The organism is Plantactinospora sp. ZYX-F-223, assembly GCF_039649625.1.
In the GTDB taxonomy this organism is placed as follows: domain Bacteria; phylum Actinomycetota; class Actinomycetes; order Mycobacteriales; family Micromonosporaceae; genus Plantactinospora.
The window spans coordinates 16,451-34,587 of the sequence record NZ_JBDJAV010000067.1 but is presented as its reverse complement, the minus strand read 5'-3'; the positions used below and the strand labels follow the sequence as shown (position 1 = coordinate 34,587).

16 protein-coding genes are annotated in these 18,137 nt (G+C 67.0%); 8 read left to right on the top strand and 8 right to left on the bottom strand.

Going from position 1 to position 18,137, the window contains the following annotated elements:
• The first annotated feature begins 364 nt into the window (after nt 1–364).
• The 3 genes from AAH979_RS38765 (at nt 365) to AAH979_RS38755 (ending at nt 3,108) form a co-directional block, all read left to right on the top strand.
• A complete protein-coding gene (locus tag AAH979_RS38765) occupies nt 365–1,294 on the top strand; it encodes a hypothetical protein (protein ID WP_346263092.1) in 930 nt (309 codons plus the stop codon).
• A 351-nt stretch (nt 1,295–1,645) separates the two neighbouring features.
• Nucleotides 1,646–2,176, top strand: coding sequence for a pyridoxamine 5'-phosphate oxidase family protein (locus AAH979_RS38760; RefSeq protein ID WP_346263091.1), 531 nt, complete (start codon nt 1,646–1,648; stop codon nt 2,174–2,176).
• Between the two features lie 470 nt (nt 2,177–2,646).
• Nucleotides 2,647–3,108: a hypothetical protein gene (locus AAH979_RS38755; protein WP_346263090.1), complete on the top strand. Its 462-nt coding sequence runs from the start codon at nt 2,647–2,649 to the stop codon at nt 3,106–3,108.
• 1,418 nt (nt 3,109–4,526) lie between these two features.
• On the opposite strand, the gene AAH979_RS38750 is transcribed toward AAH979_RS38755, so the two are convergent.
• From AAH979_RS38750 to AAH979_RS38735, 4 genes are all read right to left on the bottom strand, one after another.
• Nucleotides 4,527–5,753 carry an IS110 family transposase gene (locus tag AAH979_RS38750; protein ID WP_346263089.1) on the bottom strand — a complete coding sequence of 409 codons (1,227 nt, stop codon included), beginning with the start codon at nt 5,751–5,753 and terminating at the stop codon, nt 4,527–4,529.
• A 478-nt stretch (nt 5,754–6,231) separates the two neighbouring features.
• Entirely contained in the window at nt 6,232–6,843 is a 612-nt protein-coding gene (locus AAH979_RS38745) for a DUF6000 family protein (protein ID WP_346263088.1), read from the bottom strand.
• 107 nt (nt 6,844–6,950) lie between these two features.
• On the bottom strand, nt 6,951–7,295 hold the full coding sequence (locus tag AAH979_RS38740; protein ID WP_346263096.1) for a cyclic-phosphate processing receiver domain-containing protein: 345 nt from the start codon (nt 7,293–7,295) through the stop codon (nt 6,951–6,953).
• 242 nt (nt 7,296–7,537) lie between these two features.
• Nucleotides 7,538–8,443, bottom strand: a complete 906-nt coding sequence (locus AAH979_RS38735) for a hypothetical protein (RefSeq protein WP_346263087.1) — start codon at nt 8,441–8,443, stop codon at nt 7,538–7,540.
• Between the two features lie 151 nt (nt 8,444–8,594).
• Here AAH979_RS38735 and AAH979_RS38730 point away from each other — a divergent pair, with 151 nt between their 5' ends.
• From AAH979_RS38730 to AAH979_RS38720, 3 genes are read left to right on the top strand one after another with little or no spacing between them, the layout of a single operon-like run.
• The gene (locus tag AAH979_RS38730; RefSeq protein WP_346263086.1) at nt 8,595–9,350 is read left to right on the top strand and encodes a tyrosine-type recombinase/integrase; all 756 of its coding nucleotides are present in this window, start codon (nt 8,595–8,597) and stop codon (nt 9,348–9,350) included.
• Entirely contained in the window at nt 9,293–9,598 is a 306-nt protein-coding gene (locus tag AAH979_RS38725) for a tyrosine-type recombinase/integrase (protein ID WP_346263095.1), read from the top strand. Before AAH979_RS38730 ends, AAH979_RS38725 begins: the two co-directional genes overlap by 58 nt.
• The gene (locus AAH979_RS38720; RefSeq protein WP_346263085.1) at nt 9,595–10,212 is read left to right on the top strand and encodes a phage integrase SAM-like domain-containing protein; all 618 of its coding nucleotides are present in this window, start codon (nt 9,595–9,597) and stop codon (nt 10,210–10,212) included. Before AAH979_RS38725 ends, AAH979_RS38720 begins: the two co-directional genes overlap by 4 nt.
• Before the next feature lie 290 nt (nt 10,213–10,502).
• Here the strand turns inward: AAH979_RS38720 and AAH979_RS38715 are convergent, their stop codons facing one another.
• A complete protein-coding gene (locus AAH979_RS38715) occupies nt 10,503–11,771 on the bottom strand; it encodes a serine hydrolase domain-containing protein (RefSeq protein ID WP_346263084.1) in 1,269 nt (422 codons plus the stop codon).
• A gap of 475 nt (nt 11,772–12,246) precedes the next feature.
• On the opposite strand from AAH979_RS38715, the gene AAH979_RS38710 reads away from it, so the two are divergent.
• Together AAH979_RS38710 and AAH979_RS38705 are read left to right on the top strand one after the other, a co-directional pair.
• Entirely contained in the window at nt 12,247–12,708 is a 462-nt protein-coding gene (locus AAH979_RS38710) for a hypothetical protein (RefSeq protein WP_346263083.1), read from the top strand.
• A gap of 358 nt (nt 12,709–13,066) precedes the next feature.
• Nucleotides 13,067–14,272 carry a tetratricopeptide repeat protein gene (locus AAH979_RS38705; protein ID WP_346263082.1) on the top strand — a complete coding sequence of 402 codons (1,206 nt, stop codon included), beginning with the start codon at nt 13,067–13,069 and terminating at the stop codon, nt 14,270–14,272.
• A gap of 248 nt (nt 14,273–14,520) precedes the next feature.
• Here AAH979_RS38705 and AAH979_RS38700 read toward each other — a convergent pair whose 3' ends face one another.
• The 3 genes from AAH979_RS38700 to AAH979_RS38690 all read right to left on the bottom strand — a co-directional run bounded on the left by AAH979_RS38700 (nt 14,521) and on the right by AAH979_RS38690 (nt 17,534).
• Nucleotides 14,521–15,813 (bottom strand): hypothetical protein, encoded by a 1,293-nt coding sequence (locus AAH979_RS38700; protein WP_346263081.1) that lies wholly within the window; start codon nt 15,811–15,813, stop codon nt 14,521–14,523.
• A gap of 519 nt (nt 15,814–16,332) precedes the next feature.
• Nucleotides 16,333–16,788, bottom strand: a complete 456-nt coding sequence (locus AAH979_RS38695) for a hypothetical protein (RefSeq protein WP_346263080.1) — start codon at nt 16,786–16,788, stop codon at nt 16,333–16,335.
• 272 nt (nt 16,789–17,060) lie between these two features.
• On the bottom strand, nt 17,061–17,534 hold the full coding sequence (locus AAH979_RS38690; RefSeq protein WP_346263079.1) for a hypothetical protein: 474 nt from the start codon (nt 17,532–17,534) through the stop codon (nt 17,061–17,063).
• Between the last annotated feature and the right edge of the window lie 603 nt (nt 17,535–18,137).

Here is an 18,137-nt window from a genome sequence, read left to right as displayed (position 1 = left end):
CTCGGCGTGGTTGCCGATGGCATGGGACGGACACCGCGCCGCGATGTGGACCCACTCGCGGGCCGGACCGGCCCGGATCGTGGACCTCGCCGACGGAACGGTACCGGGGGGGGGAGTTCGGCGGCGGCGAGGTCGTCCTTGACCGGTACGACGACAACCACCTGATCGTACGGAGAGCGCCTGGCGAGGACCTGTTGCAGACTATGGACCTCACCGGATCGTGGTCCAGTCTTTAACCGAGCCGTGTAGAGGGGCCGCTGACGGGTTCGATCTACCTCGTCACGGCGGCTGGTTCCTGCCCGCCGCTATCAAACAGCGTTCTAGTACGGGATGGCTGAGCACTCAGAATGAGGGTGGCAAAGACATGACGGACCTCAGCGGCGACGGCGCCGACGTTCCGCCCATGCGGATCGTGACGCTCCACGCGTTGGCATGTGGGGCCGTCTCGGTCGCGGCCGTGTTGGCTGTCGGGCTGTGGACGGCAGACCAGGACTGGACCATGTCAATAGGTCCGATGTTCATCTCCCTCGCCGTGGCACTCTGCGCCGTATGTGTCATCGCCGCGTTGTCACCGCTGCTATGGATGTTGGTGATGCGACGGAGGGGACTTGGAGCCTATCTGACGCATGCCCTGGTGCCGATCCTGCTGGTAGTCCTGATCCCGGTTGGGGTGGCCATCGGCGGGCCGGTACGCGACCGGTGGGAAACCACCGGCTTCTGGGCCGTGTTTACGTTGTGTGTGCACCTCGCATTGGCGTTGGCTACTCGTCGCCGGCTGCCTGGCCTGGCCCGAGTGGGCGCTGTGCTCGCCGTGGCGGCCATGTTCGTCGCCGTCGTCGGCATCGAGCGAGCCAGTCAACTGCGGTGGCGAGTCGACGATTTTCGCGCTCTCGGCGTGCCGCTGGTCGTTCCGGAGATCCCCGGCTTCGAACTGACGTACGCGTATCCCGGCCAGCCGGGCCATCCGGACCTCTTCCTCGAGCTCTCCGATCGACCAACCAGGCCCGGCCGCACGGTCACCGTGCTCGTCCAGAGGACGGCAGGCGCTGGCTACCCGACCTCCGGAAGGGTGTCCTGCTGGGGGCGCGCGGACGATCGACTCGTGTCCAGCGACGGGGGCCTGGTCTATTGCTTGGCGGAGAAGGGGTTTGAAATGCACATACGACCTGACCCACAAATGCCGAGCCTCGCACTGCTGGCACCGCAGGTCACCCTTCGACGGGTACCGGCACAGCGACTTGCCGAACTACCCGGAACCGACTGGCAGCGCTCAGTCGGTTGGACGACCGACTGAGAACGGCTGGAAGGTCGTTATTCAGCAGCCGCGTTATCGGGCGGAGCTGAGCCTCTTGCGCTGCCGGACGTCCACGCTCATCAGCAGCTCTTCGGTTCGTCACGACCGGACCCGCGCACGACTCCCGGCCATCCTCACATGCCGCAGAGCGCGCGCGTCGCCAGCCGGGAGCCGTCACGTCGCGCCGCCGGCCTCTCACGCCGGCTGCCGCGCGGCCCGCTGGCGTCCGCAAGCCAGTTGAAGAAATATGACGCAAGGTGTCAGGTTTTGGGTGGAGCATAGGTTCATCGGTCGGCGCCGGTGATGGGCGCGGACCGCGGCACAGATAGATGCGGAAAGACAAGGACCTCCATGCGCGAAACTCCAGAAGATCTCGAAGAGCTCCAGGCCCTCCTTGACGCCTCCCTCGCCCGCTCCACCTCCCACCTCCGCTCGATCATCAACACCGCGCGAACACTGAACGCGGAGCAGCTCACCCAGGTCCTCACCGGCATGTGCACCCTCGCTCTGTCCAGCGTGACGGCGAAGGGTGAGCCGCGGATCAGCGGTGTGGACGGGCACTTCCTGCGAGGCAAGTGGTACTTCGGCACGGCGCGCGACGCGGCCAAGGCGCGCCACCTCGCGGCGCGGCCCGCCGTCAGCGCCGCCCATATGCGCGGTGAGGACCTCGGCGTCTTCACGCACGGCAAGGTGGAGATCCTCAACCCCCAGAACGGCGACCAGGCCAGGGACTGGCCGGACGTGCTTGCGTACTTGAAGGACTTCTACGGCGACGACCTCTTCGACTGGGACAACGACGTGGTCTACTACCGGCTGCATCCGCACTGGATGACCGTCTATGCCCCAGACATCGCAAAGCTCACCATGGCGTCCCAGCCCTGATCCACAGCACGGGCCAACCGATGCGCGTCCAAGGCCCGTTCCGTCAGAGGTCTCGTTACCGCCTAGCAGGGCTGGCGCCGCCAGCACCTCCGGCCCGTACGGCGGCAGGCTACGCCACCACCACCGCCAGCCGGCCAGACCGCCTACCCCGATGAGCAGCACCACCACACCGATGACCAACCTGCCCGCTGCCTCATGCCTGGCAGTACAGCACACCATCATCACCATCGATCACTGCGCCGGCAGGGTCGCGCCGTCGCAGCGCAGCCACCCACGAACCACCCAGATGGCAGCCGCCACGCCCCGTGGCCCGCCCCCGTGCCCGTCAACGTCCGGAACTGGCTCCCCTCTGTGTCATCCATGAAGGAGCGGGGGCGGTCAAGTGCTGCCGCCTGCCCACCCACTCAACATTTTCGAGTCAGCCGATGAGAGTGCGTTCGATGCTGTCGGTTTGGCCTATCCTTGCGTGCGTGGATGAGCGCATGTGGCACCAGGGCTCCGACGTTTCCATGGTCATCCGTACCGATTTTGCTCATCCGCAGGAATGGATAGAGATTCAGGCGGCGATCGCTGAACCACAGACGGACGAGGGGTTCACCGCGTTCGTTACGTTCGTCGATGATCGTGCGTACGAGGGGATCACGCCGTCGCAGCTCCTGGAGATGGCGCCCGCAGACGTGCATCATGCCGTCGCCTTCCTCGTCGACACGAAGGCGCTGACTCACCCTGACCGGCCGATTCTGGTGGTCAACCTCTACGACTACACGGAAGATCTGGAGGACCAGGGCAAGGGGCCGCAGTACGGTGCCACGTTCCGAGTCGTACCGTCCGAGATGTGGTCGATTCAGAACAACCTCACGATCTCGAACATGGACTGGGAAGAGTTCGCCGACAACGTGGACAGCGACGGCATCTTCCGCGGCTTCGAGTAACACACAACCTGGTGCCCACATCTGCCGCATTGCGTGCGTGCACCGCCGTATCTCTATCGCGTGAGCGGTCGACGCCACTGCACGGTTGCGACGTGGATCACACGCCGCTCCGCGCGTCGACCGAGCGGACCGGCGGCAGACCGATGACGCTCACACTGATCCTTGGCGCGGCAGGTGTCCACCTTTGCTGATCCGGCTGTGCTACGACGCTGGGTGGACAGGTGGTCAACAGCGCCGGGTCGGTCGCCAGAGGGCCAGGCGCCTGGGCCCTCATCGGCCACGACCTCTCCCTCGAATTTGACACACCGGCCGTCGCGACCCTCAGCTTCCCGCGCGACTGCCGCCTGCCCTCGATGTGGACGACGACGCGATCCGACGGGTCCGTGCCGCCCTTTTGGAGATCCTGCAATGCCGCGCTACGCGATGTCGTGTCGAGCAAGTCCGGTTGCCGCCCGGTGGTACCGAGGCGTGTGGATTGAAGGACTAACTGCGCTCCGGCCCCGCTACGGCATGTCGGCATACCGGGAAGGCGGGGTGGTGGGCGGGCGCCACGCCAAGTAGGCACCTACTGCCATCCCAATGGTGAGCAACGTCCCGAGGACGACCGGCATCCACGAGTTCGGCTCGCTCGTTTCGCGAACGTTGACGCAAGGATTGCCGGTCGGATGGCGGATCCGGATGTGGTCGCGCGCGCCGAGTGCCGGTCGGTCCGTGGACGATCGAAAGTACGACTCACACTGCTCGCCGCCACTCGCCCTGAAGCGGACGGTCAGGAAGGTTTTTGATCCGCGATGCTCGACCTTTACGATCTCAGCAAGAACGTCGGATCCCCTCATATCGCTCAGAGTCGACGAGACGAGTCCTGTGGTGATACCTAGACCCAGTAGGAGTCCGAGGGTGAATACGATCCGCATGCGGGTTAATGAGCGGCGGGTACGAGACACGCCAAGATCGTAAGGTCAGCTGTCAAAAGCCGGCGTCGCGACGCTGTTCGCGAAGGGCCAACTTGCTACGCCACCGTTGCTGTCTGCAGGCCAGGCTGTGGTCGGTGACGCCAAGCCAGTGTCGGATTGCGATCAACATCCGCTCATGCCGCCGTCCGTGCGCGGCCACCCGATGGGAGCCGCCACACCACGTCACTGCCTTCCATATCGGTCGAGAGCCGTAACTGCTGAAGGTCCCGTGCGCGGCATGGACAGCAAGCTTGCTCAGGGTGGCGCGCTCCTCAGATACCGGGAGAGAGGTCTCCTTGTCTCTCTCGACCGGTATCGAAGAAAGCCGTCAGGTATGCCTGCGGGTCCAGGCCACTGTCCCTGATCAGTGAGAAGACTTCCGCTCCGTGTCCGGGTTCGTCGAACATCCGGTATGCCTGGGCGAGCCCCGCGAAGACCGTGTCAGACACCCCAGCTTCTTGGATGTCAAGCTGTGGCGGGTTGTGTGCGGTGTGACCAGGCGGTCGTTGCGTTGTAGGAGCTGGTGGTCTTGAGGCAGCCGTGGAGGATGCCGACGAGGCGGTTGCCGACCTGGCGCAGGGCCGCGTTGTGGCCGATTTCGCGGTTGCGGAGTTCGTCGTAGTAGGCGCGGACGCCGGGGTCGTGCAGGATCGCTGCGCCGGCCTGCATGTGCAGCGCGTCAACGAGCCGGTTGTTGTGGATGAACCGGGCGTGGACGGTCTTGGATTTGCCGGACTGGCGGGTGATCGGTGCGGTGCCGGCGTAGTTCTTGCGGGATTTGGCGTCGGCGTAGCGGTCTGCCGCGTCGCCGAACTCTGCGAGCACCCGGGCGCCGAGAATCGCGCCGATGCCGGGTTGGCTGAGGTAGACCTCAGCGTCCGGGTGCTGGCCAAAATGGGCCTCGACCTGCCCTTCGAGGGTGCGGGTCTCGGTGTTGAGGGTCTGCAGGACCGCGACGGTGGCGCGAACGGTCGCCGCGTAGGCGCCGGCGACAACGTCGGCCTGGCCCAGGTGCTCGGTGCGCAGGGCCTGCTGGATCGCGGCAGCCTTGGCCGGGATGTCGCGGCGGCGGGCCTTCTTCAATGTCTGGCTGATCTGCGTGACGGTCAGCTTGGCCGCCGCGGCCGGAGTGGGCGCCTTCGCCAGCAGTTCCAGGGTGTCGGCGCCGGTGAGCGTCAATACCTGGTAGGCCGCCAGCGCCGCGGGGAAATAGTCGCGTAGCGCTGCCCGCAGCCGCAGCGTGTGGCGGGTGCGTTCCCAGATCAGGGTCTGATGTGCCCGGGCCACGACCTTGACCGCCTCGGCGATGTCGGAGTCCGCAGCGACCTGGCGCAGTTGGTGACGGCGGGTCCGGACCATATCGGCCAGGGTGTGCGCGTCGGCCTTGTCGCTCTTGGCGCCCGACAGTGACATGCCCTCCCGGTGCCGGGCGGCCTGTTTTGGGTTCACCCCGTAAACCTGGTAGCCGGCCGCGACCAGCGCCCTCACCCACGGCCCTCGATCGGTCTCGATACACACCAACACGTCGGAAGGCTTCGCGTTGTCCGGCAGGAACCTGGCGACGAGCTCGTGGAAGCGGGTCATCCCGTCCACACCCTCAGGTAGCCGGGCCGCACGTATCGCCCGGCCGTGTTCGTCCTGCACCTCCACGTCGTGGTGGTCTTCCGCCCAGTCATCGCCGACGAACAGCACTTGCGATCTCCGCTCTGCCACGGGTCTATGTCAGCAGCCCGCGGAAGACTCCAGCGCCCTAATGGACCAGTGCTCACGCCAACGTACGGCGGACACGACACCCCATCAGCCGTTCATCTCCCGACCACAGGCAGGGGCACGCTCTGACACCAGGACTCGACATCGGTCCAGGCTGCGGGAGTGCTCACCTGCCTGCGGCTACCAGGCACCGAGTCTGCCAGCGGCTGACCCGGTAGCTCCCATTAGGCTGCTCAGCCGCGTACCCGAGTGCCTCCGCTTCTGCCAGCGCAACCGCCTGGTCGAAACTCTCCGCCCGCCACAGTGTCAGTCTCTCCTCGTACGCCTGACCCGTCGGACTGGACCCGACGCGGAAGACACACCGCACGGAGAACCAGTCCACCTCACCCAGTTGCGCCTCGTCGTTTGACCTGTCCACCCCCACATCATCCTCCCGCGGCTGCGGCTCACCGACGCCGACTCACACCCTGCACAGGTTGCTGATCAAGTCTCGGTAGGTGTCGACGTTTGGCTGGCCGGAGACAGCGCCCGTCCAGCGTTCCCACAGGCCGTCCGGGGCGAGGTAGCGGTCAGCGTGGTTTGTGCCGAGCCGAAGGTCGACGTGCTGTAGGGCGCCCAGCGCCCAGCGCTGGTCGTAGCGAAGATCGAGTCTAGGCAGATAGCGGTCGAGGTAGGCGATCAGGATCTCGGCGTCCTGGTGGTCGCCGAAGGCGGCGAGGGTGAAGCAGTAGCCCTGGCCGCTGAAGCAGACCTCGCTGGCAAGCAGCAGGTCACCGATGGTTTCCCGAAACCGGGTACGTCTGCCGATCCCGATGAGGTAGGCAGCCACCAACCGCGGTCGCCAGTTCGGCATTCTGCCGGGTTGGAGCAGGAAGACAAGTTCCTCATCGCTGATACGGCGAGCATCCTGGCGCAGGGCGTCGACAGTCGAGACGTTCTTCGGTGCGTCCTGTCCGCCGAGATTGCCGTGCAGAAGGTCCAGATAGCGGGGGCATCGCGGCTCTGATGCGACGATGACGTAGCGGCGGATGGTGCCGTCAGCTGGATCCGGTATCGGCGGCAGGTAGTCCACGGCAACATCCTCCCTGGCTCGACGCGCCACCGCTGCCGCCGTGCATATCCGGATCTGCCGCCGTCCGAGTGTGACAGCCGTCGGTCGGCGCGTTCGAGCCGGTCAGCTCACGCCGTGCCGTCGAGATAGCCGACCTCCGTGGAGCCCGACGCGATGCGGACGCGATACCCCCAGTGCCGTAAGACCAGAGCGGTCTTCGCAGCGCCGGCCGGGTTGGCGGAGTGGACATTGATGACGCCGACGTCAAAGGGACGCTCGTCGAAGGCCGCCCGTTCCAGGACCTCCACGACCGGCCAGATCGCGTCGTCCCCGCCAAGGTCGTGGTCCAACCACAGCTCGTCCAAGCGCCGGTCCCGGTACCGACCGAGGAGTTCAACTCCAGCGGCGCTGGTCCGGGCCACCTCGGCGCTACGGCCATCCACGAACGAACGGAGGTCATCCACCAGGACGATCGTTCGGGGGGGCGGCGTTCACACGATGATGATGCCTGGACGGTCATGATCCGACATCCGGATTTGCCGCAGAGTGGGCGGCGGCCGGCTGCGCACGGGTCACAGAGCGTGGCGGCGTGGGGCTGACGCGCAGCGTCCGATCATGCAGAAGAGCGGATGCGGCAAGTTCAGTCGAAGCTTGCGGGGTAAACCTACGCGGGCGGTCAGGATCCCGTGACGCAATGGAACGCTGGGGAAACCCGTCACAGCTCAAACGGGTCCCAGTGAGTGGCATATCGGAGCAGGGACAGCGCCAGGTCGGGGTGCGCGGCCGCCCAGCGCGTGTCGAAGAGGAACAGTTGCTCGTAGCCGAAGAAGTCGTCGATGTAGCGGGCGGCTTGGGCGAGATGCTCGTCCACCGCGACGCGGGCCGCCGGCGGTGGCTCCGGCAGCTTCCATTGCAGGATCTGCTCGTGCCTGGGTGCGGTCCACTCCGCGAAGATTGACAGGTCGTAGGGTTTGAGGGCGACGTAACGGTCCATGGCGGGGCCGATGCTGCGGTCGCCGGGTCCGACGAGAGAGCGCAGCAGGTCGGCGTCGAAGCGTTCTCGGGACACGGGGTCGTCGATACCGCTTAGGTGGTCGGCGAGTTGGGGCAGAGTGACGCCGGGGAAGACGGTCACTCCCCGCTGGTCCAGGTTCGTGCCGTTGTCTGCGGTGTGCTGCCAACTGACGCGGACCGCGTAGACGGAGTCCGAACCAGGGCCAGGCGGGCCGACGACGCGGAGTACCAGGTCAGGGGTGAAGGTCGCGCCGGACGCGGCGGCACCGGACGGCAGCGGCCAGGTGCCGTTCACGAGGTACGCGAGCCGGTCGGGGTGGGCGTCGACCGCCTCGTCCTCGAGGAAGAAGTAGGCCAGATCTACCTCGTCGTCGTTGGTACGCACCCGCAGCCCCCGCTCATCGAGGCGGATCGGGTCGTCAGACTCGACCCAGAGGTGCTCGTCCAGGAGTTCACGCAGCTCGTCGAGGGTCTGCGGGCAGGGCAGGTCGTGTTCCTCGATCGCCTCGAAGATCGAGTCGAAACCGTAGGCGCCGCCGCCGATCTCGGCGTCGAGCAGCGCTTCCGGGTCCTCGTGGTGCCAACAGCGCTGGAACCAGCCGAGCACCGTCGTCTCCGGCAGGTGAACAGGTAATCCTCGTTGACCCAGTGAGGGCTGATGCCGGTGGGTCAGACAGAGAGGCTCCTGTATGTCGTGGGGTGAGTTGTGTCTGCGGCGGTCCCGGAACGCGGGCGGCGATCTTGTCGTCCGGTTCGGTGTGGCGTTGCTGGATGCGTATCTGGAGTTCCTGGCGGTACGGTCTCGGCCGAACACGGTCGCGGCGGTGGCGTACGACCTGAAGGTGTTCTTCACCGTGGTCGGTAAGCCGCCGGCCGAGGTCGTCGCGGCGGACGTGCTGGGGTTCGTGACCGCGCAGCACACTGGCCGTCCGGGCGGCCGGTTGCAGGATGTGACCGATCGTTCGGCGGGGTTGTCGGCGCGGACGGTCCGCCGTCGATTGTCGAGCGTGTCCGGGTTCTTCGCGTTCCTGCAGGCCCGGGGAGATGCGGCGGCGAACCCGGTGCCGCGCGGGCTACCGACTCGGCGGGAGCGGCAGCGTCCCCGTCAGGGCGTGCCGCTGGTACGTACCCCACGGACCCTGCCGAGGGTGCTGTCCCCGGTGCAGGTGGACGCCCTGCTGGCGGCGTTGCGCACGCACCGGGACCGGGCCATGGCCGAGGCGATGGTGCTCGGCGGGCTACGCCGCTGCGAGGTCCTCGGCCTGCGACTGGAGGACCTGCAGGTCGCCGGCCGGCGGGTGTTCATCGCCGAGGGCAAGGGCGGGCACCAGCGGTTGATCCCGGTCTCGGGCCGGTTCTTCGCATCCCTGGCCGCCTACCTGCACCTCGAACGGCCCGCCGACACGGTCACCGACCGGGTGTTCGTGGTGTTGAAGGGCCCCGTCGGGGGACGCCGCTGTCGCCCGCCGGGCTGGACCAGATCCTCGATTCCGCCCGGTCCCGTGCCGGTCTGACACAGGCGACCTGCCACCAACTCCGGCATACCTGCCTGACCCGACTGCGGGAAGCGGGCATGGCGCTGGAAGCCGTGCAGGCTCAGGCCGGACACGCCTCGATCGAGTCCACCCGTATCTATCTGCATTTGGCCGACGACTGGCTCGCCTCCCAGTACCGCAGGGCTGCCGAGGCCATCGACGCGCAACTCCTACCCGGCAAACCGGCCGCCAACAGGCTGTCGATCGTTGACGGAGCCGGCCGGTGAGCCGGCGGTTGGCCGACTGGGACGACCTGGCGGCCGTCATCCCGGGTGTGGTCGCCACGATGCGCCGTTACCTCGACCAGATCAGCGCCATCCTGCGTCCGGGCAGTGTCAGGAACGCCGACCAGGCCCTACGCGGCCTGGCCGCGTTCCTCGCCGAACAGACACCCGACATCACCGGCGTCGCCGACATCAACCGCCGTCACCTGGAAAACTTCCGCCTGTGGCTGGCCGCCCGGTCGGATCACCGCACCGCCCGGATCACCCCGGCGACCCTCGCCCACCGCCTCGGCACCCTGCGGATGTTCTTCATCCGCATCACCGAGTGGGAGTGGCCCGACGCACCGCCCCGGGTGCCGATCATCCCCGCTGATCTGCCCCGCCAGCACCACCCGCTACCGAAGGCCCTCGACGACGCAGCCGCCGCGCGGCTACTACGCGCCGCGCAAGCCCAGCCCCGAATGCTGACCCGGGTCGTGGTCGAGGTGCTGCTCCGCACCGGGCTACGCGTCGGCGAGTTCACCACCCTGCAAGCCGACGCAGTCGTGCTCATCGGCGCCGCGCACTGGCTCCATGTCCCAGTCGGCAAGCTTCACGAGGACCGACACGCATCATGATCAGCTTGACAACGATTACCTGCATAATGCCGATGTTAGTGCGCCGGTCTGTGCCATTCTTCTATGCCAGCTGGCGCCAGGCGAACGCGTGCGTCCACATTCCCATTCCCGAGCGATCTTCAGCAACATGCCTGCAATGGTCCTCAAAACGGAGTAGGGCTACTGCATGGTGGTGGCTATGCTCCGTCGCGGGTGGAGCATAGCCACCAACCACCAGGCAGGGCGTGAACCCACTCACGAGAACGTCAGGAGACTCCTTCTCCTCGTTGCGGCCCAGCCGTGCCCGCGCGTCAGCCGCCGCCGCCTGGGGGCGGGTTGACTGGCGCGCCGGTGATGGCAGCCTCCTGCTGCAGGAGGAGGTCCTGTATCTGCACGTTGTCGTCGTTGCTGAGGGCGACGCCCACCCAACCGGTGTCTGGGTAGATGCTCCAGTTGGCGCCGATGCCGGGGCCCCCGCCGCCGCGCCCGAATACCCACTGGCCGTTGGTGATGCTGAGCGGCATCGTGTACCCGTGGAACGACGTGGGGTCTCCGCCGGGGAGCTTGGCCCCGGTGAACAGATCGGCGTAGGGCCGGTCCAGCACCGTGCCGTTGCGCAGCGCTTCCGCGAACCGGACCAGGTCCGGCGCGGTGGCGAAGCCGTCGCCCGAGGCGTAACCGATGAAGCCGCGACCTGGATTCCTGCCCTGTGTGTTCGAGTCCACGCTGCCCTTGTCCAGGTTGCGGACGGCGTCAACGAGGCTGCCGTCGGTCTGCAGCATGTACGGGTGCGCGATGTGCTCGTCGGTGAGCCACTGCTGCCTGGTGTAGAACGCCGAGCCTTTCATGCCGCAGCGCCGGAAGACATGCTCGTGCACGTAGTCCCAGAACGTCATGCCGGACAGGGCCTCCACGATCTGCGCGGCCATGGCCAGGCCGACCCCGGCGCCGGGACGGTGGCCGTTGGACCCCGCGCCGGGGACGCCCACCAGCGTCGCCTGCCGGGTCCACCGCTGGTAGTGCTCGTGCACCTCCTCCCGGCTGTGGAAGATGCGTTGCCAGTCCGGCATCGGCGCGTCCAGCCCGGTGGTGCTGGTGAGCAGGTGGTGGATGGTCACCTGTTCGGCGATGTCCGTGGCGAAGCCGGTCAGGTGTTTGCCCACCGGGTCCGATAGCGTCAGCCTGCCCTGCTGCAGCAACTGCAAGATGGCCACCGACAGGAAGGGCTGGCTGGCCGAGGAGAGATTGAACGCGATGCCCTCGTGGTTGCGGATCCCCTTTTCCTTGTCTGCCATGCCGTAGCTGCGGGACAGCACCGTCCGGCCTCGGTGCGACAGCAGCACTACACCGGAGAACTTGCCCTCGGCGGCGAGCTGCGCCACGTACCGGTCGTAGGCGCCGCCGGGTCGGGTGTCCGGCGGGATCCGGTCGCGCTCGGACGAGCCGGTGGGGTCCGAGTGGGCGTGGGCGGTCCTGGCACCGACCAGCGGCGCGCTGGCCGCCACCACGCTGGCGGCAGCCAGCCCGCCCCATGTGACCAGCCGCCGCCGGTCGATGCCACCTACCGAGTCGGAGTCCATGATCACAGTCCTTTCCCGGTGGACAAACCTGGTGTTGACAGTGATGCTCTGTGGTCCATGCCTCCACCGAAGACGAATGACTGTTGCGGTGGCGTAAGCGAATTTCGATATGCGCGCAATACACCGGATCCACGCGCATGATCCATCTCCTGCGATCCTTGCCAGTGGGTCATGGCTCATCAGCGCCAGATACACACACCCTTGCGGGGTGTCTCGACCGCTTCGCGTCTGAATTGGGTATCCGCAATTGCCGCCGAGCGGGCGCGCTGGACCCGGCGCCCCGTTACTCTCCGTACGCCATCGTCCAGTTGCCGAACGTACGCTCGCGCCGATGAGCGCGCGTTGTCAGACGACGCGAGCAGCCCACTCTTGCGGGTTGGATACGCCGTCCGGCATGCGCTGGTCGGCCGGTGGCGACATCGGGCGGTGGTGGGAACCGTCGCGGGGAAGTCGACGCCGTCTACCGTGGGGAGCCATGACACCGTGGGAAGTCTTGGCCGAGAGCGATCGTCACCAGTGGGTCTATCAGCCTCTGGTCGGGGTAGGCCCGCTGCGGTTCGGAATGAGCTTCGAGCAGGCGGCAGCGGCCCTCGACGAGTGGACTGTAACCCTAATTCCGGCACACCGCTCCGCCTACGAGGGCGACCAGCGTGCTGGGTTCCGCACTGCGGGCACCCCGTCGTACCGCCGTCCCGTAACGGCGTATTTCGGCGATTCGGAAGGGCTCGTCTGCGTCGTGGCCGACGCCCTCTGCGGGCCGCAGGTCTCGCTGGACAGCATCCCGCTGGTGGGCCGTGTCCCATCACAGCTTGACGCGGAACTCCGTGAACTCATGCTCACCCGTGGAATGAGCCCGCAGTATTTCCCGAAGGCGACATCGGAGCCGACGAGTGAGGGCTCGTCATTCGAGTGCAACGGGCTGGCGACGTCCTCCTAACCAGGCCCGTACTCGCCGTCGTTCGGCAGCGCGCCTACACGCTGTGGGACGGTATGCCATACGACGAGCTACAGGTTCATTGACAGTAGTCGGCAATAAAAAGGACGCCTGGGCCGAGATGCTGCCGACGGACATCCGCTCATGCCGCCGTCCGTGTGCGGCACTCTGCCGGGAGCCGTCGCGCCTCGTGGCCAGTCTTGCGTGTCGGTCGGCATCAGCAACCGCCGCCGCGGGTAGGTGTCGGTCGAGCAGGCAACGCGGGCCGCTGAGGCTGACCTTCGCAGGTGCGTCACAGGTTCGGCTGGAGGTCAATGCACTATTCCGGTTGCCGGTCTGTGGCCTCTCTACACTGCTCGGCGTGGCATTGCAGGCATACGACCGTGGGCTCCTCGCCGTGCAGCGCGGCGCGTTCGAGGAGGCCCGTGAGCAGTTGGAGTTGGCCGGGCCGGATGGGCGAGCGTTGGTGCTGTTGGGGCAGTTGGCCAGCGGCGGTCACGGCGAGGCGGCAGATCCTGTACGGGCCTGTGGGTGGTACGAGCGTGCGGCCGAGTTGGGCAATGCCGAGGCGGCTCACAACCTCGCGGTCCTGTATGCCACTGGTCGGGGTGTCGACCAGGACCAGACGGCGGCGTTGCGGTGGTACCAGCGTTCGGCCGAGTGGGGTCACGCGCCCGCTCGTCGAATGGTCGGTCTGATGTACGCCACCGGTCAGGGCGTACCAGCGGACCAGGACGAGGCGGAGCGTCACTGGCGGATGGCGGCAAGCGCCGGGGAGGTGCAGGCGCTGCACGATCTGGGCACACTCTTCGCCTACCACAAGGTGGACCTGCCGGAGGCCGCACCCTGGTACCTGGAAGCCGCCAAGGCGGGCATCGAGGCGGCAAGGAAGGAGCTGGCCCTGCTCGCGCCGAAACTGCGCATGCCGGCGTCGGTGAACCGCCGGGCCCGAACGATGCTCGGCGTGATCCGCGCCTTCCATCTCGCGGATCCGGCCGGAGGTGTGCGACTGCTGACGGTGTCGGCGGACGACGGTGATCCGGTCGCTGCGCGCACGCTCGCCTATCTGCTTCAGCACGGTATCGGCACAACCCGGGACGACACCCGGGCAGCCGGGCTCTATCGGGCCGCCGCGCAGTCGGGAGACGCGCTTGCCGCGTTCAACCTCGGTGTGCTGGCGGGCGGATCTGACGATGCGGTGCGCTGGCTACGCCAGGCCGCCGAGGCCGGGGTCACCGAGGCGTACGCACGGCTCGGTGATCGACTCAGCGAGCGTGATCTCGACGAGGAAGCGCTGCGGTGGTACGTGCGGGGCGCCGAGTCCGGGGACAAGGCCAGCATGTTCGCGGCGGCCTGCTGGTACCGCGACGGATTCGGCGGACCGGTCGACCTTGTGCAGGCACTTCGCTGGTATCTGGCCATGCTCAACGTCGGCAGCGGCGACGGCATCCATGAAGCCCACGAAATCGTGCCACGAATGACTCCCGATGAAATCCACGACGCCGGCCGGCTCTCAGGCCGGCTACTGGAGGCAGACCTCTTCGTCCAGCGTCAGACCTCCTCATAGCGCGGTGTCCAACCGACCGATCGCCGCGGCGGGGCCGGCATGACCCGGACTGCTGGGTCCGTGCCCCCACGCGTATCCGGATCTGTCGCCGATAAGGCGCGGCGCCGGGTGGCCGCGGCGCTGGCTGCTGCTTCTGGCGTGGCGAGCCGACGGGCGGTTGCGGGTACAACGCCCGCCCGCGTGATCAAGAGTACGAAAGGAAAACTCCTCCTCGCCGAGGTACTGCGGCTGTGGGCGTTTGAAGCTGGTTAGTGGTGTTTCCGGACCGCATGCCACGCCGCGCCGAGCAGCGCGAGTATCCGGTACAGCGCGTATGCCGCCCACACGGTGGCCAGAGGCACACAGATGAGGATGACCGCGCCCCCCAGGTAGTGGGTACTCTCCAGCATCCAGCCGCCAGCCAGCAGGACGGAGCCCACGACGACGGCCCAGGCCAGGATGCGGCCGGCTTTGGTCAGCGAAATCCACAGTCGGGCGTTTTCGGCACCGGCTGGCTCCGTCGGGTCGCCGACCTGGGACTGTAGGGCGAGGCTGTCGATTTCTCGGGCGGCGGCCCGGTCGGCCTCATGTGGCGACTCGCGCAGCACTGCCGACAGGGCGCGCAGGTCGGCATGGTCGCGAAGCCGTCCGGTCCGCGGATCGCCGAGCAGCACCACGGCGTGCGGGAACCCGAGCAGCCACGCCTTGCCGTAGCCTCGTCTCGCCCCCGGTGGCAGCACCACGGCTTTGCCGCCGTGCATGTCGTAGCGGTGGGTGCGGTCGCCGATCACTTGAACGAGTTCCGTGCCGGCGATCGCCACCTCGGTGTCGACGAGGTCGGTGGCATGGCTGAACAGCGTGACGAACTGGGCGTACGCGGCGACGACCGCGAGCAGGCCCATTACCGCGACCGCGGCGCCGAGCAGCTCGTGCAACCCGGCCGCGAAGACTGTGAGCAGCAGCGCGGGGACAACGGCGAACAGGTACCAGCCGACGAGCAGCAGGAAGCGCCCCCGGTTCAGCCAGCGCTGCGTTCGCACGCCCTCCGCGCCAGGCGGGAAGGCGGGGAGAGCTCTCCCGCCGTTCAGCCGTTGCCGGGCGTCCTCGCTCAGCAGCATCAGGTTGAGGCGGTGGACCCGAACCTCGAGGCGGTCGCCGGCCAGACTCGCCAGGTCGCGGACGAACTGCTTCTCCTCGATCTTCAGGTCGGCCAGGTCGAACAGCCGTACCGCCGGTCGTCCGTCCACGGTGGCCTGCAGGTCACACGGAGTGTCCAGGCTGACGCCCGGCTCTGGTACCAGGTAGAGCGCGGGAACGGTCCGGCGGTGACCCCGCCCCTCGATCTCCCGGTTCTCGATCACCACTGCTGAGATCTCGGCCCATCGCAGGTCACGTCGGTACCGGCCGATCCGCACCGTCCAGCCGTCCCGGTCGACATCAACCTGAAACCGCTGCAACGCGTACCGGAGAAAGCTGGCCACCATGAGCAGGACGATCAGCGAGATCACGCCGATGCAGAGCCGCCCGGACACCGAGGCGCCGACAGTGAACTGCAGACTCACCAGATAACCGACTAACCACACCATCGACGCCGCGAAAACCACCGCAAGCACGCGGGAGCTCACTGGACGGCGCAGATTCACCCGTTCATCATCATCCAACCGGGCGACTCAACCACTGCCTCGCCCTCGGTGAACCGCAACGGCAGTCCGGCGGCGAAAGCCGAAGTAGTCGACCTGGCGTCCGAGGTGTTCACTCTCATGCCGCCGTCCGCGCGCCTCGCACCGGCCAGAATCGTCACGCTCTGTGGCCGGCCTCTGGTGTCGGTTGACGTCCGGGCATGACAATGCTCGTCACTGCAACTCTCGCGGTCACAGCTCACATGCGATCCACTTTCACCAGTACGCCCGAGGCGCCCTGCACAACCCCAGATCAACGCACTAACCGGGATCCAGGCACACCACAACTCGCCGGATGCGTGACCACCCTTATGTCGATCTGGGCCGGCCTACCGGCGTCGGCGCCACCGTTGCGGCAGTCCAGTCCGAGATCAGGGCACCGAACTCCCTCCAGAGGCGGCGTCAACCCGGTTGGCGGCAACCGACCGTCAACTCGAGCACCGTCGATTGACCACTCTTCACGGCCTTCGTGTCCTCGGCGTCGAGTCCCAAGAAGTCAAACGAGGCGACGTCCTCTTTGAGCTGCGCGACGCTCAGCCGGCAAGACATATCTCGATACGGAATGCGATATCCCTCAGCAAGATACTGGAACAGCAGTCCGACCGTCGGGGCGGCTGGCGGCGATGAGCCGAAATCGAAACCCGGGGCCTTCACCGCGGCGGCGACGTCGCTACCACTCGGCCCAACATAGACGAGGACGGTATCCTCCGCCCGGACGTACCTGTCCACCAGCCGAAAACCGTCCACCTCGACCTGGTCGGCGTACGAGCCACCAACCTTCTCCTCGACGCTGGATCCACAGGTGGCGGCAGCCAGGCATACCGTGCCTGCCAGCAGGCAGACCAGAACCGTCCGCACCGGTCTCAGCCGGATACCCCGTCGTGACAAACGACCTCCCGATCACCAACGAGCCGCCAGCCACCAGCGGTCAGGCCATGCAACTGACGCAGGACACGGCCCACCCCCACCAGACTCCCGACCGCACCTCCACCGGCTACGCCTTCCCCCCAAGCCGAGCCGCCCACCCACACCACAGCACCGACGAACCGACGGGCAACACCTCCGGCAACCACCACTCATCCCCGAGGCGGGTACTCCGTCCTGCCGCGATCGCCGTAGCACTGACCAACTCAGCGCTGACGGTCGATCTCCACCCACGGCAGCGCGTCGAGTGCCGACTGCACCTCGGTAAGCGGGGTGCGGCATACGGTACCCGGCAAGGCCGGCAGGACAGTGTTGCCTGACGCGTCCGTCAGCGCCAGCAACACCGGCATCACGAAGACGGCCGGACACACCAGGTCGCCGGTAGTCTCCGGCGGCGGTAGGCGCAGCGCGCGGACGAGGTCGTCGAACGGACCGGTGGCCCGCTGCGCGGTAGCCCAGGTGAGGCCCGACGAGGGCGGACCCGCGGACTGCGCAACGCTAAGCCGGAACGTGCACCGGACGGCCGCGACCGGCAGGAAGTCCGCAGGCAACGGGTCTGCGGAGCGTTGTCCGGCCAGCCTGTCTACCGGTGGACAGGCAATGGCCGGCTGAGTGAGGTAGGGAGCGCGCCCGGAGACGTTCGAACAGCCCGCCACTGACAGAACCGCCACGAGCACCATGCCGATCCGTCGCACCCTCATGCAGGTGAGACGGCATGGCAGGGTCGCCGGTTTCGAGATACCTCGAGCGCACGCACGATGAACGACCGAAACGCGCTACCGGCGACCCGCCCGCCCGACCAACCCGTACCTGATCGGACATCCGCTTCTGTAGCCGCTCTCCGGTACAGCAGCCACGTCAACCTGTCGTGCCGTACGACCAGTGCGGCGCGACGTCAGGCTTTATCCGTAGCCACAGAGCGGAAGCCGGCGACTCATCCGGGAAATCGACTCGTAGCAGCTCGCGACCGTGGATCCGTTCGACTCCGACACGCTGAACGCAACGCAGATCCAGGTCGAGCAGTTCGGCTCCGTCGGGGCGGTCCGCAAGCGTAGCCGAACGACCTCGTATCCCGGCTCGATGTACATCTCTATGTCGTATCCGGCTCGGGTGGTTCGGAATGTCACTGCCGTGTAGGGCCACAGCTCTCGCCAGTCGAACTGGTATCCGGCGTCACGCTCGTCGTCCGCGTACCGATAGACCGGCTCCGCCTCGAACAGCCAGATCAGCTCCTCGTAGCTGGGACCGGCTCCATGACCACCAGAAGATCCTTGCACGGATGC